Consider the following 22219-nt stretch of genomic DNA (forward strand, 5'->3'; position numbering starts at 1 on the left):
TCGGATTGCTGCGCGACGTTCACGGAACGCTGTGGTCCGACGAAGTCAGTTCTTTTCCATCGTCTGATTCCGATTTTGCAAAATTAGACAGTGATAACCGATTGGTAAACAGCGTTTGATATGACATTTGATGACATCTGACGACATCTGATGTCAGGTAGGGGAAATGTTGGTGGAAGTTTCAAAAATAGCCGCTACTTTTGGCACAGTGCATGAGGGCATACATTGAAACATTGTCCTGTAAGGGGTATTGCTTGCCTGCCACAGGTGGTGCATGATGTGAATGCGGCATCATCCCTATATGTGCAATGCCATATATGCTGCACGACAATTCTGCATGACGGAATACATTGCATCCGTGCAATGCACCTTATATGGCAATGCCCATCGGCAACCGGTATTACACTGGTGCAATATGGTATGCAATGTATTCATGCAAACCGGCAAACAATGCGTCATTGCCATATACCAACGGATGCATTGCCGTGTGATGAAACAAAAAAATCCAGACAGATATGAAACAAATTATACACTCTAAATTCAAGTCTATGAAGAAAGAACCTTTATTTGTCGCTTTGAGCAACCAGAAAGGCGGTGTGGGAAAATCCACGTTCACGGTATTGCTCGCCAGTTACTTCCATTACCTGAAGGGGTATAACGTACTGGTGGTGGATTGTGATTATCCACAGCACAGCATCAGTACCATGCGGAACTGGGAAGTGGGAAACATTGAAAAGAACGTGCATCTGCAAAACCAGCTGGTGGAACAGTTCGGAGCAAGCGGCAGGAAAGCCTACAGCATCCTGAACTCCACTCCGGAAGAAGCCCGGGAAACGGCCGGACGCTTTCTTGAAAAGTCGGAGCTGGATTATGACCTTGTCCTTTTTGACCTTCCGGGCACCGTAAATGTGCCAGGTGTATTCCAGTCCGTAATCAATATGGATTATGTACTCACCCCCATCACGCAGGAAAGAATGGCAATGCGGAGCAGCATGTCTTTTGTCCTTGCCATCCGGGAATACATGCACCGGCATAAGGATGTACCCTTGCGTGGTATCCATATGTTCTGGAACCGGATGGACAAACGTGTTTCCAAAGACCTGTATAACGGCTATACTGAAATTTTCCGTTCGCTGAAATTGCCGGTACTGGAAACCGTCATTCCCAGTGCAGAACGTTACAAAAAAGACTCCGGAATGAAAGGGCCTCTGTTCCGCAGCACTTTGTTCCCTCCATCTTCCTCCGCAATGAAAGGAAGCAGTCTGGACCTGCTGGCAGCGGAAATAGAAACCATACTGAAACTTCAATAAAAACAATTATGACCACCAAAAGAAGAACGGATTACCAAGTGGACGAGGAGGCATTGAAACGCATGATGGCAGGAGATGTGACCGCTTTGGAAAGAACGGTTCCTCCGGAAGAGGAGCCGGAAACAAAAAGTCTGGCTGGACCTTGTCCGGAGAAACAGGAGAAGAAAAGCGGTTCTTCCAGACAGCAAATAAAAAAAACACCGGATGGAGCGGCTGATTCAGATGAATACCGGAGCCGGTTTCTGAAAGTGAAACTGTCGGGAGCAAGAAGGCAGACCTATATTAACGATACATTGTACAGGACTGTTGCCAAAGTATTGCCGGTCATTGCACCGGAAATGTCTGTCCCCATGTTTTTAGGGAGTGTACTGTCAGACCATCTGGAAAGGTATCAGCATATCATCAATGAAATATATAATCAAGAAGCAACTCAAAAGCCAATAGAATGGAAGAAATAGTTTATTTATCAATACGGTTCGGCTGTACCGCTTATCTGTTATATAAGGTATGGAAACAAAAAGAGAGAATAGGTAAAATCTGTGATCTGCTTTATACTCCCCGCAATCGGCCACAAGCAGAAAAAGACAACGGTGAACCGGGAAATGCACAGGATGTAATGGGAGCTACCCGCTTTGTCTATCTGGACGAGAATGCCGGGAAGACCGTCGCCCCTTACATGAGCCAGCAACTGGAAACCGGAAGTGATTTTATCGGAGCGGATAAGGATATTCCGGAAGATGAAGTGGAATGCAAACTGCCTTTGGAGGAGATGAGAATGCTGAAAGAAGAACAGGAGGAACTGGACAGCCGCTCTCCCGAAACGGAAGCCATTGCTCCGATGGTTACTCCTGCTGACCTGCTCAATGTAGGCGACGTGCTGCTTAACCTGAATGGTGCCGGCTCGGACGAGAACAAATCATACAGGGCGGCCATGACACTGCATTCCATCCGGGAAACGGACATGTTTGAACTGTTCTCCTCCCAAGTGGAGAACAAGAAGCTGATTGAGGAACTGATGGGGAAGTATGTGGATAAGGAGGGGAATGCGTTGCCTTTGAAAAGAGAGAGGAAAGAAAGCAAACATGTTACTGACTGGAGGAATCTGGTCTGAAAAGGCAATATTTGTCATGTTCGGAAAATCCTGTATGCGTTAAAGTATATGGGATTTTTTATATGATGTACCCATTTAACGAAAACATGCAACAGGCATTCTTCCAAAGTGGAGGAAACCTGTTTTTTCTTTTTCATCCGTTGTACGGCAAAGACATCTGATGACATTTGATGACACCTGATGACACCTCTGAATCATAGCGCATTATCCCCATTTATCTTTGTTGTCGAATTCAAATTTATGTCTTACCCAAACGATTCGACAATGAAAAGAAGAATCCTTTTTTCTGTGATGTGCGCGGTCATCGCCGCAAACACCTTTGCGCAGGGCCAGGGCCTTGCGGGTATCAACGAGGCAACCAGCCTCATGACCTCGTATTTCGATCCCGCCACCAAACTATGCTATGCCATCGGTGCGGTGCTTGGTCTGGTAGGCGGTATCAAGACCTATGGCAAATTTTCCAGCGGAGACCCCGACACTTCGAAAACCGCCGCCAGCTGGTTCTTTGCCTGTATCTTTCTGATCGTAGCCGCCACCATCTTACGTTCCTTCTTCCTCTAAAGCCTATGGAATATCCGGTAAACAAAGGTGCCGGCAACCCCGTCGAGTTCAAAGGACTCAAGTCGCAATACCTGTTCGTCTTTGCCGGAGGGCTTGCGATGGTGCTCCTTATGGTAGTCTTTCTTTACCTGACGGGGGTGGACCAATGGATATGCTTATCCTTCGGAATCCTATCCGGCAGCCTGTTGGTGTGGGTGATATTCCGTTTGAATGCCCGTTACGGTGAACACGGGCTGATGAAGCTGCTGGCTGAAAAACGGCATCCACGCTATCTGATTCACCGCAAGAGAGTTTTCAGATTATTCACAAGAAGAAGAAAAAAACAACAATCATGAGAAATGTATTAAAGGCGGAAACGCTGGAACGCAGATTCCCCCTGTTGTCGGTAGAAAACGGCTGTATCGTGAGCAAGGATGCCGACCTGACCGTGGCTTTCGAAGTGGAACTGCCCGAACTGTACACGGTAACGGCGGACGAGTATGAGGCAATGCACTCCTCCTGGATCAAAGCCGTGAAGGTATTGCCGGAACATAGTGTCGTCTGCAAACAGGACTGGTTTGTCAAGGAAACCTACCGTCCGAAGACCGATGACGGAGAACAGAGCTTCCTGACACGCAGCTATGAGCTGCATTTCAATGAAAGACCTTACCTGAATCACAAATGCTACCTGTTCCTGACGAAGACAACCCGCGAACGCAGCCGCCGGAAGAGTGACTTCAATACCCTTTGCCGGGGATTCCTGTTGCCCAAAGAGATAACCGACAAGGATGCTGCCGCCCGCTTTCTTGAGGCGGTGGAACAGTTCGAGCGTATTATGAATGATTCCGGACATATAAGGCTTCGCCGTCTGGAAACAGACGAAATCACCGGTACGAAGGAACGTCCCGGACTGGTGGAAAAATACTTTTCCCTCTCGCTGGAGGATGAGACCGCCGTATTGCAGGACATCTGCCTCAAGCCCGGCAGGATGCGCATCGGTGACAAACGCCTCTGCCTGCATACCCTTTCCGATACGGAAGACCTGCCCGGCAGACTTTCCACGGACATGCGCTACGAGAGGATGTCCACGGACCGCAGCGACTGCCGCCTCTCCTTTGCCGCACCCGTAGGACTGCTGCTGTCATGCAACCACATCTATTCGCAATACGTGTTCATCGACGACGCACAGGAAATCCTGCAGATGATGGAGAAAAACTCGCGCAATATGCTCTCGTTGTCAAAATACAGCCGGAGCAATGCCGTTAACCAGGAGTGGACGGAGATGTATCTTGATGAGGCACATACCAAAGGAGTGCTTCCCGTCAGATGCCACTGCAACGTCATCGCCTGGGCGGAGGATGCGGAAGAGTTCCGCCGCATCAGGAACGACACGGGCAGCCAGCTGGCCATGATGGAATGCACGCCAAGGTATAACACCATTGACACACCGGTCATCTATTGGGCGGGAATCCCCGGAAATGCAGGCGACTTTCCATCCGAAGAATCCTTTTATACCTTCCTGGAACAGGCCGTATGCCTCTTTGCCGGAGAGACCAATTACAGGAGCTCGCCCAGTCCGTTCGGCATCCGGCTGGCAGACCGCCAGAACGGGATACCGGTGCATGTGGATATTTCCGACCTGCCCATGAAAAAAGGCATCATTACCAACAGAAATAAGTTCATCCTCGGGCCTTCGGGCAGCGGAAAATCCTTTTTCACCAACCACCTTGTCCGCCAATACTACGAACAGGGAGCGCATATCCTGCTGGTGGACACTGGAAACAGCTACCAGGGGCTGTGCAGGATGATCCATGACCGTACCAACGGGAAGGACGGGATTTACATCACGTATGAAGAGGACAATCCGATATCCTTCAACCCGTTCTACACCGAATCCGGAAAATTCGATGTGGAGAAGCGTGACAGTATCAACACGCTGATACTGACCTTGTGGAAACGGGAAGACGAGTCGCCGAAACGTTCGGAGGAGGTCGCTCTTTCCGGAGCAGTGAACGCCTATATCCGAAAGATTTCGGAGAACCGGAACATCAGACCGGACTTCAACGGTTTCTATGAGTTTGTCGCCGATGACTACAGAAGAATGATTGAAGAGAAAAAGGTGCGTGAGAAGGATTTTGACATTGACGGTTTTTTGAACGTTCTGGAACCGTTCTACCGGGGCGGAGACTATGACTTCCTGCTGAACTCCGACAAGGAACTGGACCTGACAGGCAAACGGTTCATCGTATTCGAACTGGACAATATCAGCAGCAACAAAGTGCTTCTTCCGGTGGTGACACTGATCATTATGGAAACTTTCATCGCCAAGATGCGCAGGCTCAAAGGTATCCGTAAGATGATATTGATAGAGGAATGCTGGAAAGCCCTGATGTCCGCCAATATGAGCGAATACATCAAGTACCTTTGTGCGCCCGTAAAGATTGCATCGTAAATATCTCTTTGGCAAGAGATTAGGAACGTGTTCTTTGAAAATAACCTATCATCAGCCGACTTATCTGTTTCGGGAAAACTTAACCGAGCAGGGAGTGTAGCATGTCGGAAAAGTCATAAGTCAGTTAGTTACCAAACTGCGACTGAATGGCGAGATGAAAAGATAGATATGAGGATAAAGTCCGAATTGATTGAACGATAGTCTGAGTGGTCCCCCTTGAGGCTATGGCGTAAGGTAACTATCAACCGCCATATCGTGATACTACTTCAGTGAATAGGTATGAATGTAGCAAGAACTTATCACGACACAACCGCAGTAAGCGAGTAAAGGACGGAAGTCGTATCCGACAATCTATCATGCCAACAGTTACGATGTGATAAACGGGGATTACCTATCCCGAAGTGCCGAAAGGCTATTAGGTTCGACCTATGAAAATTCGGAGTGGTAACGGAGCTTCCATAGTAGTTTGAGCAAGGTAACGCCTTGTACATGGCGAAGGGAAGCAGCTAATTATTAATACAATTAACGGAAAATGTGAGAGACATTATGAGAAGTCCAGAAAGAGTATTAAACAGTCTATCAGAACACAGTAAGGATGCAAGCTATAAGTTTGAACGTCTTTACAGAATTTTGTTCAATGAGGAAATGTTCTATGTTGCCTATCAGCGTATTTACGCTAAAGAAGGTAACATGACTAAAGGTTCGGACGGTCAGACCATTGACAACATGAGCCTGAAACGAATTGAAAAGTTGATTGATACGTTAAAAGACGAAACGTATCAACCCCAACCGTCAAAGAGAGTGTACATACCGAAGAAAAACGGTAAGAAAAGACCTCTTGGCGTGCCGACTTTCAATGACAAGTTGATACAGGAAGTGGTAAGAATGGTATTGGAAGCCATATACGAGGGAAGTTTTGAATATACCTCGCATGGGTTTCGTCCCAATCGAAGCTGCCATACTGCATTAACTCATATCCAAAAGGAGTTTAGCGGTGCAAAATGGTTTGTAGAGGGAGATATAAAAGGCTTCTTTGACAATATAAACCATGATGTATTGATAAACATTCTCTCGGAGCGCATTGCGGATGAACGATTCATCCGACTGATACGCAAGTTTTTGAAAGCTGGATATGTCGAGGAGTGGCAATTCCACAATACTTACAGTGGCACACCGCAAGGGGGTATCATCAGCCCGATATTGGCTAATATATACCTTGACAAGCTGGATAAGTATATAAAGGAATACATAGCCAAATTCGACAAAGGGAAGAAACGAAGATTCAGTAGAGAAAGTATGGACTTTGGCAATGCAAGAAAACGTATTGTGCGAAAATTGAAATCCGTAAAAGATGAAAGGCAAAGGACAAAGCTAATCCTTGAACTGAAAGCAATAGAAAAAGGACGGGCTAAATATCCCAACGGCGAAGAAATGGACGCCGATTACAGAAGAATGAAATATGCAAGATATGCAGATGATTTTCTTGTGGGAATTATCGGAAGCAAGCAAGATGCACAACAGATAAAGGAAGATATTAAAAACTTCCTTGCTGATAAACTGGCATTGGAGCTGTCCGATGAAAAGACACTTGTCACTCACACGGAAAGACCAGCCAAATTTCTCGGATATGAAATCACTGTAAGAAAGTCCAACGACCAAAAAAGGGATAAACGGGGTAGATTAAGAAGAACCTATGGTAAAAGGGTCTGCTTAAATGTCAGTATGGAAACTGTCCGTAAAAAACTTTTCAATTTGGGAGTCTTAGAACTGACAAACCGTAACGGAAAGGAAATATGGAAACCGAAATGTAAATCGGGACTGATATTCAATGATGACCTTGAAATCCTTGATAGTTATAATCGAGAAATCGTGGGTTTCTATAACTATTACTCCATAGCCAACAACTGCGCCCATGCCTTGAATAATTTCAAGTACATCATGGAATACAGCATGTACAAAACGTTTGCAGGCAAATATAAATGCCGTACACGTGAGGTAAACAAAAAATATCGTAAGAACGGTAGGTTTATCATAAAACACATGACTAAAACAGGTGTAAAGGAAAGATTCTTTTACGATGGTGGCTTCAAACGAAAGAAACCCACCTATAAATCGGAATGTGACACTATGCCACGAACAATTTATACTGCGGGACGGACAAGTCTTGTTGAAAGGCTGAAAGCCCGTGAGTGTGAACTATGTGGAGCGACAGACGACCTTGTTATGCACCATGTAAGGAAGCTAAAGAACTTGCAGGGAAAGGAAAGCTGGGAACGACACATGATTGCCCGCAAACGCAAGACGATTGCAGTGTGCAGGAGTTGTCATAAGAAGATACATGACGGAAAGATAGACTGAAATTAGTGGAGAGCCGGATACGCTGAGAGGTGTAAGTCCGGTTCGGGGGCGAGCATTTGGAAACCTGCCATAGAAATATGATAAGGCGCCGGGTGCTTAGCCTACTTAAGACCGTCAGAAAATATTTCGGCGAGGCTGTGGTGGTGACACAGGAGGTGGACGACATCATCAGCTCTCCGATTGTGAAAGAGGCCATCATCAACAACTCTGACTGCAAGATACTGCTTGACCAGCGGAAATACATGAACAAGTTCGAGCACATCCAGCGGCTGCTCGGTCTGACCGAGAAAGAGAAAGGGCAGATTCTTTCCATCAACCAGGCGAACCATCCCGGGCGCTTCTACCGGGAAGTATGGATAGGGCTTGGAGGAACCTGCTCGGCAGTATATGCCACGGAAGTGAGCGAGGAAGAATACTTCACGTTCACGACCGAGGAGTCGGAGAAACTGGAAGTACAACGGATTGCCGGAGGGCCGGAGGGCAGTCTGGAAGGAGCCATCCGCCGTCTGGCGGAGAAAAAGCGAGAGGAACAGAAACAGGTATTAAACCCGAAATGAAAACGATTATGAGAAACAGACCCCTTATGAGGCTGGCGGTATGTCTGATAAGCATGGCCGCCATGATATTGCAGAGCTGTTCGGAAAGCGGTATCGACCGCGACAAGATCTGCGGAACGTGGACCAGCGTGGAAGGCAGACCTGACGTGCTGGTATACAAGGAAGGAGAATGCTATAAGGTGACGGTGTTTTCCCGTAGCGGGAGAACCCGAAGGCTGAAGCCGCAGACTTACCTGCTGGTGGAAGAAAACGGAAACCTGTTTGTCAATACGGGCTACCGTGTCGATGTGTCCTACAATGAGGCAGCCGACGTGCTGACATTTTCACCGGGCGGAGACTATGTAAGGAAGGAGGAACGGGCATGAAGGCAAGAACGCTTCTGATCGGAACGGCATTTGTACTGGGCGTTACCGGAGCACGCGCCCAATGGGTGGTGACAGATCCCGGCAATCTGGCCCAAAGCATCATAAACATGTCGGACAATATCGCCCATACCTCAAAGACGGCAGTCAATACGGCAGAAAGCTTTGCCGAGACAGTAAAGATCTATGAGCAGGCCAAGAAATATTACGACCAGCTGAAATCGGTCAACAACCTGATACAGGATGCCCGCAAGGTGCGTGACATCATCCTGATGGTGGGCGACGTGTCCGACATCTATGTAACCAACTTCGGCAAGATGATGAACGATGAAAACTTCTCACCGCGCGAACTGGACGCCATCGCCTTCGGTTACACCCGCCTGCTGGAAGAGAGCAACGGCGTGTTGCAGGACCTGAAACAGGTTATCAATGTCAGTACCCTGTCCATGACCGACAAGGACCGTATGGACGTGGTGGACAACTGCTATTACGAGATGCGCCGTTACCGCAACCTTGTGAGCTATTATACGAACAAGAACATAGCCGTAAGCTACCTCAGGGCCAGAAAGAAGAACGACCTGGAACGTGTGATGCGGCTCTACGGGAATGAAACCTCCAAATACTGGTAGCCATGATGCCGTTGTCGATAGATTTTGCCAACCTGCACACCATACTGGCAACCCTGTATGACGAGATGCTTCCCCTTTGCGAGGACATGATGGACGTGGGCAAGGGACTTGCCGGACTGGGTGCGTTGTTCTACGTTGCCGTCCGTGTATGGCAGTCGATGGCACGTGCCGAACCGATAGATGTCTATCCCCTGCTGCGTCCCTTTGCCATAGGCATCTGCATCCTGCTCTTTCCCACGCTGGTGCTCGGCACGCTGAACAATATTCTCAGTCCCATCGTGCAGGGCACACACAAGATGCTCGAAGGACAGACGATGGATATGGAACAGTACCGGATCCAAAAGGAGGAACTGGAAAAGGAGGCCATGCTCCGCAATCCCGAAACAGCATATCTGGTAAGTGACGAGGAGTTTGACCGTCAGCTGGATGAACTGGGCTGGTCAACCATAGATACCGCCTCCCGGCTGGGCATGTATGTGGAAGTCGGGATGTATAATCTGGAAAAGAAAATCCGGGATGCATTCCGCAGCCTGCTGGAGCTGATATTCGCAGCGGCATCGCTGCTGATAGACACCGTGAGGACTTTTTTCCTGGTCGTACTCTCGATACTGGGACCGGTAGCGTTCGCCTTCAGTGTATGGGATGGATTCCAGTCCACGCTCGGACAGTGGTTCACGAGATATATTTCCGTTTACCTGTGGCTTCCGGTCAGCGACCTGTTCAGCACCCTGCTTGCCAAGCTTCAGGTACTGATGCTTCAGAATGACATTCAGGAACTGCAGAACAATCCGGACTACTCGATAGACAACTCGAACAGTGTCTACATCATCTTTATGCTGATCGGGATTATCGGATACTTCACCGTGCCTACGGTAGCAGGCTGGATAGTGCAGGCAGGCGGTGCCGGAAACTTCAGCCGTAACCTGAACCGTACGGCCACCAAGACAGGCGGCCTTGCAGCCGGAGCAGGCGGTGCCGTATTGGGGAATATCGGAGGCAGGCTGAGGGGCAAATAAACCCTGCGGAGCCTCCTTCCCATGAGTCGGGCAACCCAAGATGACGGGTCCGGTGACCTGTCGGAACGGGATGTCCCGTCATACCGGAAATATTTATTCATTCAAACCAGACATCAAAAAAAATGGAATTCAAGTCATTGACAAACATTGAGAGCAGCTTCAAGCGCATCCGCCTGATGTTGGCGGTCTTTGCTTGCTGCTGTGCGCTCGTTACCGGATATGCGCTGTGGAGCTCATACCGCTTTGCCGAGAAGCAACGCGAGAAAATCTATGTGCTTGACGGGGGTAAATCGCTGATGATGGCCCTTTCGCAGGACCTCTCACAGAACAGGCCTGCCGAGGCGCGGGAACATGTAAGGCGCTTTCACGAACTGTTTTTCTCGCTCTCACCCCAGAAGGATGCCATCGAGCACAATATCAACCGTGCCCTGCAACTGGCAGACAAGAGTGCCTATCACTACTATGTGGATTTTGCCGAAAGAGGGTATTACAACCGCCTGATTTCAGGCAACATCAACCAGGTGGTGCATGTGGACAGCGTGGTGTGCGACTTTGCCGCCTACCCTTACAAGGTGCGGACATATGCCCGGCAGCTGATTATCCGTGAAAGCAACGTGACCGAGCGCAGCCTCGTAACTTCCTGCTCGCTTCAAAACACAGGACGTTTGGATGACAATCCCAACGGATTCATTATCGAGCAGTTTACCGTGCTGGAGAATAAGGACATAAGAAGTGCGGAACGATGAGGGGAAAACGCGGATTCTTCGGCCATGCGGACAGCCGGGTACGGCTGTTCTGCCGGCGGCTGACAGGAAAGCAGCGCATCCTTCTGGCAGGCACGGCCTCGTTCCTGCTTGCTGCCTCCTGCCTGTACTCGATTCTCTCCTGTGTATCCCGTTTCGGGGAGCCGGGCCAAAGACCGGCAATGGGACATATCCGTTCCGTCGTGTTCCGGCCGGAAAGAACAAGAAACATTCATTCAAACATCCATAAACATGAAAATGGACTTTCAGAAAATCAGGGAACGGCTCGGAGTGTCAAATGACAAGCCGCTGACTCCCGAAGAGAAGCGCCGGCGCGCAAAGTATATTGTCTATCCGTTTTTCTGCCTGCTGTGCATGGGGTTCCTCCTGCTGGTATTTAGCCCGTCGGAAAAGGAGAAGGCGGAAATGGAAAAAGGCAGGGGTTTCAACGTGGAGATGCCTTCACCGGAAGATTCGGAAATGGAGGGCAACAAGGTAAGCGCCTACGAGCAGGAAGCACTAGCAAAAAAGGAAAAATGGCGCAGGGGAACCTTCCAGGAAATGTCCGAATTGCTCAACAAGGACGGTCAGGATACTGCCGGTCTTACCGCAGGAAAAGCAAACATGGAACTTCCGCCGGAACCGGAAAAGGGGAAAGCCCCCGGCTCCATCCGTTCCTCTGCAGAAGCCTACCGGAATATGAACCGTTCGCTGGGCACTGTATATACCCGGAATGAAAATCAGCCAAACGTCGATCTGCTCCGCCGTATTGAGGATCTGGAAAAAGAAAGGAAGCCGGCGGAAGAACAGGCGAAAGGCCAGACCCTGGAAGAAAAGATGGCTCTGCTGGAAAAGTCCTACGAGCTGGCTGCCCGCTACAACGGGAAAGAGCCGGATGCTTCCTCTACAACAAATGCCCCAAACAGCCGGAAAGAACGGACGGCTGTCCGGCCTGTAAAACGGGTACAGAACCGGATGGTGTCATCACTGGCCCAGCCTGCAGGCAATGAAGACATTGCTTCCGGATATGCAGGCGAGAGAAATACCGGCTTCCACACCCCGGTAGGCAAAATGCCATCTTCCGGCAGGAATACCATCGCCGCCTGTGTGCATGGCACGCAGACCGTATCTGACGGACAGGCACTGCGTATCCGCCTGCTTGAGCCGATGGCAGTGGACGATCTCCTTATCCCAAAAGGTACGGTACTGGTCGGCGGCACACGTGTCGAGGGGGAACGGATGGGAATCCTGATCGAGACAGTGGAGTACAGGGGCACGCTGTTCCCGGTGGAACTCGAAGTGTATGACGCTGACGGGCAGCAGGGAATCCTTGTACCGAACTCGATGGAGTATGATGCCGCACGTGAGATTGCCGCCGGCATGGGCACCTCTATAGGAAGCAGCATCAATATCTCAACGGATGCCGGAGCGCAGATTGCCTCGGATGTGGGCAAGGGGGTGATACGGGGTGTGTCACAATATGTGGGCAAGAAGATGCGCACGGTGAAAATCACCCTGAAGGCCGGGCACCGGCTGTTGCTGCATTCTCCTGAAAAATGAAGGAGGAAAGGAAATCAACCATTTATTCACCAATCAACCAAGAAACACACATGAAGAAGATTCTGATGATGCTTGCCCTGATTGCGGGCACAGTGGCTGCATACGCGCAGCAGAGCAGCGGGGATTATTATGAAGGACTGAGCCGCAAGATCGGATTCAGCCGGATGATTCCCCCGCACGGTCTGGAAATCACATATGACAAGACCGTACATATTATTTTTCCCTCTCCCGTGAGATATGTGGACCTGGGTTCGCCCAATCTGATAGCGGGCAAGGCGGACGGTGCGGAAAATGTGATCCGTGTGAAGGCAACCCGGAAACATTTCCGGAGCGAGACAAACATGAGCGTAATTACCGAAGACGGCAACTTCTATACATTCAACGTCAAGTATGCCGACGAGCCTTTGCTGCTGAATGTGGAAATGTGCGACTTCATCCATGACGGAGAGGCCGTGAACCGTCCGAACAATGCGATGGAAATCTACTTGCAGGAACTCGCCGGGGAGTCTCCCCGTCTGGTACGGCTGATCATGAAATCCGTGTATGAACAGAACAAACGCAAGGTCAAGCATATCGGCTGCAAACGGTTCGGAGTGCAATATCTGCTTAAAGGACTTTATGCGCACGGCGAACTGATCTATTTCCATACCGAAGTGAAGAATGCCACGAACGTGCCTTTCGACGTGGACTTCGTGACCTTCAAGATCGTGGACAAGAAAATCATGAAACGTACCGCCATGCAGGAACAGGTCATCTATCCGCTTCGTGCCTTCAACTATGTGACCCGTGTGGACGGGAAGAAGAACGAGCGGACGGTGTTTGCCCTGCCCAAGTTCACCATTCCCGACGACAAGAAGCTGATAGTGGAAATGTATGAGAAGCAAGGCGGCCGGCATCAGTCCTTTGATGTGGAGAATGAGGACCTGGTACGCGCAGAAACCGTCAATGAACTGAAAGTCAGATGAACGCCATGAAAAGAAACTTCCTCTTTATTATCCTCCTGCTTGCCCTCTTTACGGGGCAGGCAGAAGCCCAACGCCGCCTGCCGGGAATGAAAGCCGTCCGCTTCACCACTGAAATGGTCGACGGATTTTACAGCCGGGCAAACCGTCACGATGCAGGCTATGCCTTCTCGCTGGCTGTATCCACCTGTACCGGGAACGGAAACCAGTGGATGTTTGGCGGTGAGATGCTGAAACGTAACATCCCTTACCGGAGTACGCATATACCCTTGTCGCAATATACGGGGGAAGGCGGTTATTACCATACGCTCTTTTCCACCCCCGGCAAGTCCTTCTTCCTGAACCTCGGCGCTTCCGCCCTGTTGGGCTATGAGACCGTGAACGAAGGAGACCGGCTGCTGGATGACGGAGCCGTTTTGCAGCAATGCGAGTCTTTCATCTATGGCGGCGCGGTAACGCTGGAAGCGGAAGGATACCTGTCCGACAGGGTTGTCCTGCTGGTGCGTCTGCGTGAGCGTTTCGTGTGGGGCAGTGCCTCGGGGATCTGCCACTTCCAGTATGGAATCGGAGTAAAATACATTTTCTAACCTTAAAAGAATACATACCCATGAAAAGAAAAATCCTTGATTTTATGCTGACGGCCTGCTGTATGGCATTCTCCTTTCTTGGTCTTGTCGCTTGTGACAATGAGCTGGATATCAGACAGGAATACCCGTTTACGGTAGAGTCCATGCCGGTAGCGGATGAGATTACCGATGGGGAGACTGTGGAAATCCGGCTGGAAATCAAGCCGGAAGGGAACTTTGCCGGAACCGTCTATACGCTAAGGTATTTCCAGCCGGACGGCAAGGGCAGTCTGAAGATGGAGGACGGCACGGTACTGAAGCCCAATGACCGTTATCTGCTGAACGAATGGAAATTCCGTCTTTACTATACTTCGCAAAGCGGCAAGGAATCCCAGACCATAGACCTCTATCTTGAAGATAATTGGGGGAATCTGCAACAATTGACATATGATTTTAATGGAAAGGATACGGATGAAGAAAATAACAAGGAGGCTGCATGAAAAGAATACCGGCTGTTATGATCTTTCTGTTACTTGTCTTGTACGGCAAGGCGGAAAATCCCCCGTCTGACAAAGATAAGGCGGTAGCCTGCATCAAGCGGTGGGAAGGCTGGCACCGGGGGAAAATGCCTTACATCGGTTACGGACACCGCCTGCTTCCCCATGAAACGCTGACCGAGAACCTGAGTGAGGCACAGGCAGACTCACTTTTGAGATGCGACCTTGAACGGTGTTTGAAGGTATTCCGAAAATATGGGAAAGACTCGCTCCTTTTAAGTCTGTTAGGCTTTAATGTAGGCTGTTACCGTCTGATCGGCAACGGCAAGATACCTAAAAGCAAACTGATTCAGAAACTGGACAGCGGCAACCGGGATATTTACAGGGAATATGTATCGTTCCGCTGTTATCGGGGGAAAGTCATTCCAAGCATAGAGAGAAGAAGAAAAGAGGAGTTTGAACTGTTCTATATTCCGTAGATTGCTTGCTGATAAAGGTTTGGTTGTTACGAGACGACCGAACCTTTTTTATTTGTCCGGCATGAACATATCCCTAACAGGGGATTGTAAAGTTCCATTCCACAATAAACCTTGAATACCGTAACAGGAAACAGATGGAACATCGGAATGTGCATGACTAAAGATCTGTATTTATGTCATAGGGCACATGAAACATAAAAGTCCCTTGGGCAGAATGACTCCAATTGCCATATTAGATGCATATTCCCAAAGCGGGCAGAATCAAGAACCGGGAAGTGGCTAAAACGGAAACGCCACAGGTATGATGTGATATACATCCCCTTGTGACGTTTCTGTTTTTTTAAGATGTATTTGTCTGCTGTTCTTACTTTTGAAGCAAGTATTCCCCTATTGAACGATACCGGTCTTTGATTGCGGCATTTTCATTGAATCCATTCAGACAATGGAGCAAGGCTTTCTCCAAAGTGGTGTATCTGCGGTTAAAACATTGCGGATTGTCCAGGCAATAGGCATTCAAGGCATATCTGTATGGGGCATATTCAGGATTATCCTCTTTTGTGATTTTCACATGCCAAGGAAAGTGTATCCGCAGAGTGAATGACCGTGTTTCCCCTTTTGTAATCCGTTCCTCTTCCTCCAGCATTTTTTTCACGAGGGACCTGTCCAGCAACGGATATCCATATTCCCTGTAATGTTTGATATGGCAGCAATACTCCGTTGCGTATTGCTTCAATTCTTCCGGTCTTATACCATAGTGTTCCCCATAGAAAAGCAGCACTTCCCTGCCTGTTACGATAACGGGCTTTCCGTCCGCTTCATGTTTAAATACCTGCCGTTCCATCTTTTCCCTGTCTGTCAGCAAGGCAAAACCGAAACATTCCGTAAGGGTGAAACTTTCCCTGCCGGGAACGGACAGCCCAATAAGCCTTTCCAATGTGTGGCAGTAAAAGAAAATACCGTCATCGGCCATACCGGTGTCTGGTGAAAGCATAATTCTTACATCCTTGACCTGACCGCTGTCCCTTTGGACAATCCGGCAATTCGCGTAATGTGGCTCACAAGCATTCTCTTTCTTGAACCTGTGGTATTTCTCCAAAATTTCGTTCCGGATTTCCTCCTTGTCGGTCAAGGCAACTCCCAATCCGCAGTTTTCGCACCATCCGTAATAAAAAGCTTCGTCCGTGAAGTGGTCGAACCCTTTTGTGTTGGGGTTTACCATTGCCTCACACCTGACATTGGCCGATCCGCATCTGCTGCACACTATATTATTTCCCATTGTTCTTCTGCTTTACGGGCGACTCACGGCCGCCCTTGTCATACAATTCGGTTGTTATTCTCTTAATTTATCTTTACCCGGTTCATCAGCTGTCCCGAAATTTCATGCAGTTCCCGGCAGCGTTCCGGCTGCTGTTCCCTTGCAAAGGCGGTGATTCCCTGTGTCAGTTTCCATAGCGTGGCCCCGCCTGTAACTCCGTCGTCAGGATTGTTGTTCATCAGCAGTTTCTCGACCTCACGTCCCTCGTTTTTCAACAAGGCTCCTTTCTGCACCAGATTCTTCAGTTCCCTGTCGAAATCCACGTCTATCTCCGATGCTCCTTGAATTTCGATGGCCTTCTGCATGATGGTGTCTTTGCTGTACAGTCCTTTAGTCAGGTCGGAAACAGCCGATACGGTGGTTTGCGTGTCCAGTTCGTAGGTCTTTTGGGAGAGGGACAGGGATTCCGGCAGTCGGCCTCCAAGGTGTATCTGCCGCATGACGGACTCCCTGACCATCCCGTTCAGGCACGCCCCGTTGAGCAGGAACGACCGCATATCGACCGATCCGTTGCCATAGTCGGATGTGGAGAAGCGTGCTCCTGCGAAGATGATGACCGTTCCGTTCTTACGGGTGGGTATCTCTATCGGAGTGGGCAGGATTGTCTCACACCATACTTTCGTGTCGTTCATATAGGCATCGGACACGACTGCTCCCTGTCCTCCCGCCTCACGGATGAAAGCGGTCAGGATATCCACCGAGTTCAGCCGACGGTAGGAGTCCGACAATACGCCCCGGACTTCCATTCCTACCGCCCGTATCAGTACCCGTGTACGCTCGGTCCATCCCGAATGCTCGTTCAGGATGGTGGCGCACAACTGTTTCTGCCAAACATCCCCGGCGGAAAGCTCGCGCAGGTATTTGGTGGGAATGCCCATCTTCTCCGAAATCTGGCTTATGGCGTTGCCGTGCAGGTTGAAGTTCCCTTCGGGCATTGCCATCTGTACCCTTCCTTCCGCTTTGAAAGAGATAACGGGGCGTTCCTTGCTACGTTGGCTTACCCCGATGGGAGCGATGAAATCCTGCGCGATCCGTCCCTCACTGAGCAGACGGTTGATGGTGTCCATGACACCACCTTGCCTGCCTTCTATCATCCGCTGTACCTTGTTAATGACTACCTGGTTGAGGCCCTGCTGTTTCTGTACCGATGCAGCTGCCGGCATTACTGTTGTTTCCATAATACTATGTTTTTAATGTTGATGAATCAGAATTTATTCTTAGAGCTTGTCTTGGTTGTTTTAGTATGTCCCATGTATTTTTCTTCTGACAAACGGATATAATCCTCTTCGCTATATCCGGTCAGCCCGAACAGTTCATAATATCCGGGGAAAGTTTTTTTTCCCGCTTCCGGTATATGCATGCTGGTTCCCTTGTGGCAGCAGATGATATGCCGGACAAAGCGGTAACACTTGCAAAGATCAGCCACGACGGTATATTCGTTGTCCGTATGAGGTTCGTAATATCCACAGGAAAGATTGATACAGGATACTTCCAGACCGTTTCTTTTCAAAGCCGCCACATCTGTATTCAGTCCCTGTGCCGGCTTGTAGCCGTACTTCCGGACATCTATAGCTGAAATGAACTCGTTGGAGCAGAGCTTCATCCCATTGATTTGTGTTACCATATCCCCGTTCCCTTTCCGGTCACACTGAATCACGAAACGGCAATCGGAAAAGAAGGACATATCGGCATGGCTGCTGCCTATGCATCCCACCTCCTCCTGTACGAAGAAGGCACATTTCACCGTCTTGCAATCCTCCAGGCATTTCAGGCAGATCCAGATGCCGTTCTTGTCATCCGCACCGATTCCGGTCATCCGTTTACGCTTGTGATCATAGCCGACAATCATCGAGTCCGCCACAAGATGGGCTGCATAAGAGCCTGTCTTGCGCCAGTGTACCTCATCCATGTGCGCCACGACACAGGGGTAGCTTTCCCGGTTGCCTTTGACCGCATAGATGTTTCCGTACCTGTCTTGCCGGAAAGGAATCTCCATCTTTTTGAGTTCCTCTATGATGAATTTAGCCATCTTCCCCTCTCTGCCAGAGGGGGAAGAAATGCCGTAAAGAGCCATTAGTTTTTCCATGATAATGATATTTTAGGAAATGAACAATTTTTCGATTTGCAGGTATCGTCTGAATTCCGGTACGGGACGCCCTTTACGAAAGAGAAAAGACGGATATTTCTTTCCTTTATATTCCACTGATAATCCTTTCAGGACTTTCCCGAATACGGTAGATACATAGTACATATCCTGACAGTTCTTGCAGAATGCCGCATCCGGGAAGATATGTATCTTCCCGCATTTGGGACATACATATTTTTTCCTGTTTGCACACCCTTCCGTGCTCCGGCAGGTGGCTATGCTCGTGTCGCCCTCCGTATTTCTCAGTTCCAGGTTACCGTCCGTCAGATGGAGGCTGTAGAACGTGTCGAGGTAAGGCACCCCTTTCTTGTGCCACCTGCAGGCGGGCACTTTCACCGTCAAAGAAACCTGTATATTATCTCCGGCCGCCCATTCCTGCTCCTCAATGGGATTCAGTACGGTGAAATCCGTTGTATGTGTATAATCGTTGTATCTGCGTCGCAACAGGATACCTGCCTCCTGCGCCTGCTTGCGGATCAGTTCGATGACGAATGCGTGTGAGGAATAGATACGATCCAGCAGGGAGGCGGCAATCGGTGTGTTTATTGATTTCCACAATGTTATCTCGTTCCATACAATGGCCCGTCCGACCACATTGCTGCTGTCATCCCTTGCCACGAGTATTTTGGCTCCTGCGAAATTGGCATAGAAATCCGCTGCATTACGGGCCTTGTCTTCATATCTCATACAGGAGTTGTGCAGGCTGGATTCGCTACCGTCAGATATGGGACTATAGTTGCTTTCCAGATAAGCCTCCATAAAATCGTTCATACTGTCATGCAGTCTGATTGTGACCTTGCTGTCCAGTGAGATGGCGCTGCAGAAATAGTTGATTTCATCGGGCTGGTACGGTCCTAGATTTTTGAACAGCTCGATAAACGTGGACGGTTCCAGATCTGTCCGGTTCTCCGGAAACCAGGGCGCCTGCGGATTGTTCCGGTCCGGGAAATTGGGATGGCCCAAGTCTTTGTTGCATGCCGTGAACACGATCCGGATTTTCTTGAACGTGCCGGCTTCCGTCCGTTTGCGTTTGGTGGAGAAAAAATTGTAGGACCCCCGTATGACTTCTTCCACCGGTACGTTCTTTTTTACTTCCGAAAGGATATCTTTGGCTATCACACTTCCGTTTTCCGCCGCATGCATCAGGCGGGATTTCAATTCGTTGCTAACATTCAGTTTCATAATCATTCGGTTTATTGTTTATAAATTCTGTTGTTTATATGGCAATTGTTTCTTGCCAGGCTGCATTTGGCGCAATTTCTCTTTCCGCTTTCTGAGCAGGTCAACGGACATGTTCCTGCTTGTCCGATATTCCTCCTCACTCATCCGGCGAATGGAGGGAATGCCCGTCCGGGTCAGTGTATGGTTTACCATCCAGCCGTCCATGAAGTTTTCGGGGCAGAGGCTGTCATGGTGGATGACCTCACCTATGCAGCCATGTACGAGCATGTTGCAAACGGTCATCAGGCAACAGGTACGGCTGACATCCTCTGCAACCAGATAATTACCCAGGTGGCGTACATGATATGCCAGCAGCAGCCTTCCGCTTCCGCATGTCGGGTCACAGATACGTTTCCCTGTCGCTGTCTCCCCCGAATCGGTACATAAGACCATCAGGTCGCAGATATCCGGCGGAGTGAAGAACTGTCCGTTCACCTGCCGACCGCTTTTGGAGGATATTGCCATGAAGAGGTCACCGAACGCATCAAACCATCCGCCGGATTGCAATTCCCGCTGCATGAGCCGTATCCATCCGGTAAGCATTTCCATAAAATGCCTGTTCTGCTGCCGTTTGTATTTCCAGTCCATAAGGGGCGGTGCGCCGGGAGAGAACCCGTGAATGACATAACGCAGGAAATCGTTGAAAACGGATATCGGATCGTAGCCGTTCGAATAGGCGAAATCACAGACCATTTTCTCAAGCGGACGTATCGTCTGCGGTGTGTTGTATGGTACCATATTACTCTGATTTTTTATAGATTGTTACTATATGTCTTTTATGGTCAGTCTGTATCCTGACGGGAGAAATGCCAAGGAAAGAGAGATGGGTGTCCGCTTTCAGCATGTTCCATTCCCATGCAGGAAGTTCCTTCCATTCCATACGGTATGCCCAGAGTATGAACAGACCGGGACGGAATCCGTTGAAAAGCTTTCCGTGCAGAATCCCGACCAGCCGTTCCAGTTCTTCCCGCGAGTAAAGGGTGAATGCCTCATTCCGATAGACAAAGGCATCAGCCGGTTCAATATCCGGCTGACACTCGATGAGGTATCTCGTCCATTCTTTTGTGGTGTACTTTTCGTACAGAGGATCGGGTTCCGTGTATTTCCATGCCCTGACGAATGTGTGGAAGAGGACGGCACCGTTCCTGTGCCTTCCGGTATGCCCCCACATCCGGAACTGTTTGCTGCGTATGCCATCGGGAATCAGCAATTCCGGACCGGTTGTAACCCAAGGGCCTCCTTCGGTATTGTAACCGGTACACTTTTCATTTTCATGGCAAAAAGGTGTCTGTGGGAGAAGGCAGATATGAACTTCCCGGTCATCGCCCCTTTCAATGTGTGCCTGCGGATAATAGTCACCGCCACGGGTGATATAAGTGACAACGTCTCCTGCAGTCGGTAAACCGACTCTTTCCCTGTCCTCCCGCATCCTTGAAATCAGCCGGTTCACCTTCTCCACATCACATTCCTTTATGGAGCAGGCACACCCTTCATGCCTGTTGAGCAGAGTCAGACTTTCCAGGTCATAAAAATTACCGTACTTCATATTGAGATCGTTTTTGTTGATACAATTTGACCTGACGGGTAACCATGTCGCAGAACTTCTGTCCGTTCTCCTTCTCGCTTCTGAAATAGGCAATCATGTCCCAGAGATTCCGATTGAAGTAGCCGGTCCATTTTTCGTAATAGTGACTTCCATAGACCTTTCCGAACGTTTCCTCGAAAAGTGCAGGAGTCAGCCCTTCATCCCCGTGGTGGTTGTATTGCCACAGGGAGACAAGCAGCAGCTGGTTATAATCCAGTGTTTCCATATCTGTTCTTTTTTAAGTAAAACATCGGCCTACATGGGTAGGCATTTTTATTTCTTGATGTCTTTCCAGTCTGTTTTCCGGGGATTGCGGCAAGGCTTGGCGAAAGAAAATACCGCAGCGAAGCGAGGATGATTTTCTTTCAGCCAACCCAGCCCCTGAAAGGGGCCGCCTTGCACAATCAGCCCGGAAAACGGCTATCTTTACAGCAAGAAATGAAAAAGCAGACCTCGGATTCTCTGTTCTGAAGTCTGCTTTTCGGTCATTGTCAAGTTTCATGTTTTTCAGGTATGTATCTGCCATCCGTGGAACGGCTGCAATGTTACGGCAAACGACCTGTCAGGTATTCCATGATAGAGCAGACCTCCTACGATACCTATTCTTCCATCAGCATAATGCTGGGTAAAGCCGAACGAGTATGGGGCATGGTCATAGTAGAGTGAAATCTCACTGGGATAGTCAGGATTCCCTTCCCAACTCTTCAACCGTTCCAAGCACTTTTGAAGTGAGGTGTCACCAATGGATTCGGCATAGCGCTTTACGTTCTCGAAATGTTCTTCATTCAGGATTTTCATAACTTTGGTGTT

The 22219-nt window shown here is 49.2% G+C and carries 24 protein-coding genes and 2 pseudogenes; 18 read left to right on the forward strand and 8 right to left on the reverse strand.

Annotated features, from left to right (window positions below; genetic code table 11):
- Positions 1–515 precede the first annotated feature (515 nt).
- The 18 genes and pseudogenes from GKD17_RS19645 (at position 516) to GKD17_RS19730 (ending at position 15142) form a co-directional block, all read left to right on the forward strand.
- The gene (locus GKD17_RS19645) at positions 516–1310 is read left to right on the forward strand and encodes a ParA family protein (RefSeq protein WP_007838791.1); all 795 of its coding nucleotides are present in this window, start codon (positions 516–518) and stop codon (positions 1308–1310) included.
- An 8-nt stretch (positions 1311–1318) separates the two neighbouring features.
- A complete protein-coding gene (locus tag GKD17_RS19650; protein WP_007838792.1) occupies positions 1319–1768 on the forward strand; it encodes a DUF3408 domain-containing protein in 450 nt (149 codons plus the stop codon).
- Positions 1756–2421, forward strand: coding sequence for a DUF4122 domain-containing protein (locus tag GKD17_RS19655; RefSeq protein WP_005802631.1), 666 nt, complete (start codon positions 1756–1758; stop codon positions 2419–2421). Before GKD17_RS19650 ends, GKD17_RS19655 begins: the two co-directional genes overlap by 13 nt.
- A gap of 264 nt (positions 2422–2685) precedes the next feature.
- The gene (locus tag GKD17_RS19660; protein WP_017142017.1) at positions 2686–2982 is read left to right on the forward strand and encodes a DUF4134 domain-containing protein; all 297 of its coding nucleotides are present in this window, start codon (positions 2686–2688) and stop codon (positions 2980–2982) included.
- A 5-nt stretch (positions 2983–2987) separates the two neighbouring features.
- Complete coding sequence (locus tag GKD17_RS19665) at positions 2988–3317, forward strand: DUF4133 domain-containing protein (RefSeq protein WP_004288754.1); 330 nt, start codon at positions 2988–2990, stop codon at positions 3315–3317.
- Positions 3314–5401: pseudogene (locus GKD17_RS19670) on the forward strand (TraG family conjugative transposon ATPase); the annotation flags it as partial. The gene GKD17_RS19665 and the pseudogene GKD17_RS19670, both read left to right, overlap by 4 nt.
- Before the next feature lie 558 nt (positions 5402–5959).
- On the forward strand, positions 5960–7771 hold the full coding sequence (locus tag GKD17_RS19675; RefSeq protein ID WP_007839225.1) for a reverse transcriptase/maturase family protein: 1812 nt from the start codon (positions 5960–5962) through the stop codon (positions 7769–7771).
- A gap of 101 nt (positions 7772–7872) precedes the next feature.
- Positions 7873–8328 (forward strand): annotated as a pseudogene (locus tag GKD17_RS19680) (TraG/VirB4 family ATPase); the annotation flags it as partial.
- An 8-nt stretch (positions 8329–8336) separates the two neighbouring features.
- Positions 8337–8693: a DUF3876 domain-containing protein gene (locus GKD17_RS19685; protein ID WP_032936879.1), complete on the forward strand. Its 357-nt coding sequence runs from the start codon at positions 8337–8339 to the stop codon at positions 8691–8693.
- Positions 8690–9319 (forward strand): DUF4141 domain-containing protein, encoded by a 630-nt coding sequence (locus tag GKD17_RS19690; RefSeq protein ID WP_004288758.1) that lies wholly within the window; start codon positions 8690–8692, stop codon positions 9317–9319. The genes GKD17_RS19685 and GKD17_RS19690 overlap by 4 nt, the downstream gene beginning before the upstream one ends.
- 2 nt (positions 9320–9321) lie before the next feature.
- The gene (gene traJ / locus GKD17_RS19695) at positions 9322–10335 is read left to right on the forward strand and encodes a conjugative transposon protein TraJ (RefSeq protein WP_005802642.1); all 1014 of its coding nucleotides are present in this window, start codon (positions 9322–9324) and stop codon (positions 10333–10335) included.
- A gap of 122 nt (positions 10336–10457) precedes the next feature.
- Positions 10458–11081: a conjugative transposon protein TraK gene (gene traK, locus GKD17_RS19700; RefSeq protein WP_007838801.1), complete on the forward strand. Its 624-nt coding sequence runs from the start codon at positions 10458–10460 to the stop codon at positions 11079–11081.
- Positions 11078–11380 carry a hypothetical protein gene (locus tag GKD17_RS19705; protein WP_005802644.1) on the forward strand — a complete coding sequence of 101 codons (303 nt, stop codon included), beginning with the start codon at positions 11078–11080 and terminating at the stop codon, positions 11378–11380. The genes traK and GKD17_RS19705 overlap by 4 nt, the downstream gene beginning before the upstream one ends.
- Positions 11331–12638, forward strand: a complete 1308-nt coding sequence (gene traM, locus GKD17_RS19710) for a conjugative transposon protein TraM (protein ID WP_007838802.1) — start codon at positions 11331–11333, stop codon at positions 12636–12638. The genes GKD17_RS19705 and traM overlap by 50 nt, the downstream gene beginning before the upstream one ends.
- A gap of 50 nt (positions 12639–12688) precedes the next feature.
- Positions 12689–13603, forward strand: a complete 915-nt coding sequence (traN, locus tag GKD17_RS19715) for a conjugative transposon protein TraN (protein WP_008777983.1) — start codon at positions 12689–12691, stop codon at positions 13601–13603.
- Positions 13600–14187, forward strand: coding sequence for a conjugal transfer protein TraO (locus GKD17_RS19720; RefSeq protein ID WP_007838803.1), 588 nt, complete (start codon positions 13600–13602; stop codon positions 14185–14187). Before traN ends, GKD17_RS19720 begins: the two co-directional genes overlap by 4 nt.
- A 20-nt stretch (positions 14188–14207) precedes the next feature.
- Entirely contained in the window at positions 14208–14666 is a 459-nt protein-coding gene (locus tag GKD17_RS19725) for a DUF3872 domain-containing protein (protein WP_007838805.1), read from the forward strand.
- A complete protein-coding gene (locus GKD17_RS19730; RefSeq protein ID WP_007838806.1) occupies positions 14663–15142 on the forward strand; it encodes a glycoside hydrolase family protein in 480 nt (159 codons plus the stop codon). Before GKD17_RS19725 ends, GKD17_RS19730 begins: the two co-directional genes overlap by 4 nt.
- 364 nt (positions 15143–15506) lie before the next feature.
- Here the strand turns inward: GKD17_RS19730 and GKD17_RS19735 are convergent, their stop codons facing one another.
- The 8 genes from GKD17_RS19735 to GKD17_RS19770 all read right to left on the reverse strand — a co-directional run bounded on the left by GKD17_RS19735 (position 15507) and on the right by GKD17_RS19770 (position 22207).
- The gene (locus GKD17_RS19735) at positions 15507–16361 is read right to left on the reverse strand and encodes a hypothetical protein (RefSeq protein WP_007838808.1); all 855 of its coding nucleotides are present in this window, start codon (positions 16359–16361) and stop codon (positions 15507–15509) included.
- A gap of 119 nt (positions 16362–16480) precedes the next feature.
- Complete coding sequence (locus GKD17_RS19740) at positions 16481–17635, reverse strand: hypothetical protein (RefSeq protein WP_007838809.1); 1155 nt, start codon at positions 17633–17635, stop codon at positions 16481–16483.
- Positions 17636–17661: 26 nt separating this feature from the next.
- On the reverse strand, positions 17662–18543 hold the full coding sequence (locus GKD17_RS19745) for a hypothetical protein (RefSeq protein ID WP_007838810.1): 882 nt from the start codon (positions 18541–18543) through the stop codon (positions 17662–17664).
- 12 nt (positions 18544–18555) lie between these two features.
- The gene (locus GKD17_RS19750; RefSeq protein ID WP_007838811.1) at positions 18556–19791 is read right to left on the reverse strand and encodes a hypothetical protein; all 1236 of its coding nucleotides are present in this window, start codon (positions 19789–19791) and stop codon (positions 18556–18558) included.
- Positions 19792–19803: 12 nt separating this feature from the next.
- Entirely contained in the window at positions 19804–20562 is a 759-nt protein-coding gene (locus tag GKD17_RS19755) for an N-6 DNA methylase (protein ID WP_007838813.1), read from the reverse strand.
- Between the two features lies 1 nt (position 20563).
- Positions 20564–21370, reverse strand: a complete 807-nt coding sequence (locus GKD17_RS19760) for a DUF4121 family protein (protein WP_007838814.1) — start codon at positions 21368–21370, stop codon at positions 20564–20566.
- Positions 21357–21635 carry a hypothetical protein gene (locus tag GKD17_RS19765; protein ID WP_032936852.1) on the reverse strand — a complete coding sequence of 93 codons (279 nt, stop codon included), beginning with the start codon at positions 21633–21635 and terminating at the stop codon, positions 21357–21359. The genes GKD17_RS19760 and GKD17_RS19765 overlap by 14 nt, the downstream gene beginning before the upstream one ends.
- A gap of 281 nt (positions 21636–21916) precedes the next feature.
- Positions 21917–22207, reverse strand: coding sequence for a DUF4120 family protein (locus GKD17_RS19770; protein ID WP_007838816.1), 291 nt, complete (start codon positions 22205–22207; stop codon positions 21917–21919).
- Positions 22208–22219 lie beyond the last annotated feature (12 nt).

The sequence above is a fragment of the Phocaeicola dorei genome (assembly GCF_013009555.1).
GTDB classification, from domain to species: Bacteria; Bacteroidota; Bacteroidia; order Bacteroidales; family Bacteroidaceae; genus Phocaeicola; species Phocaeicola dorei.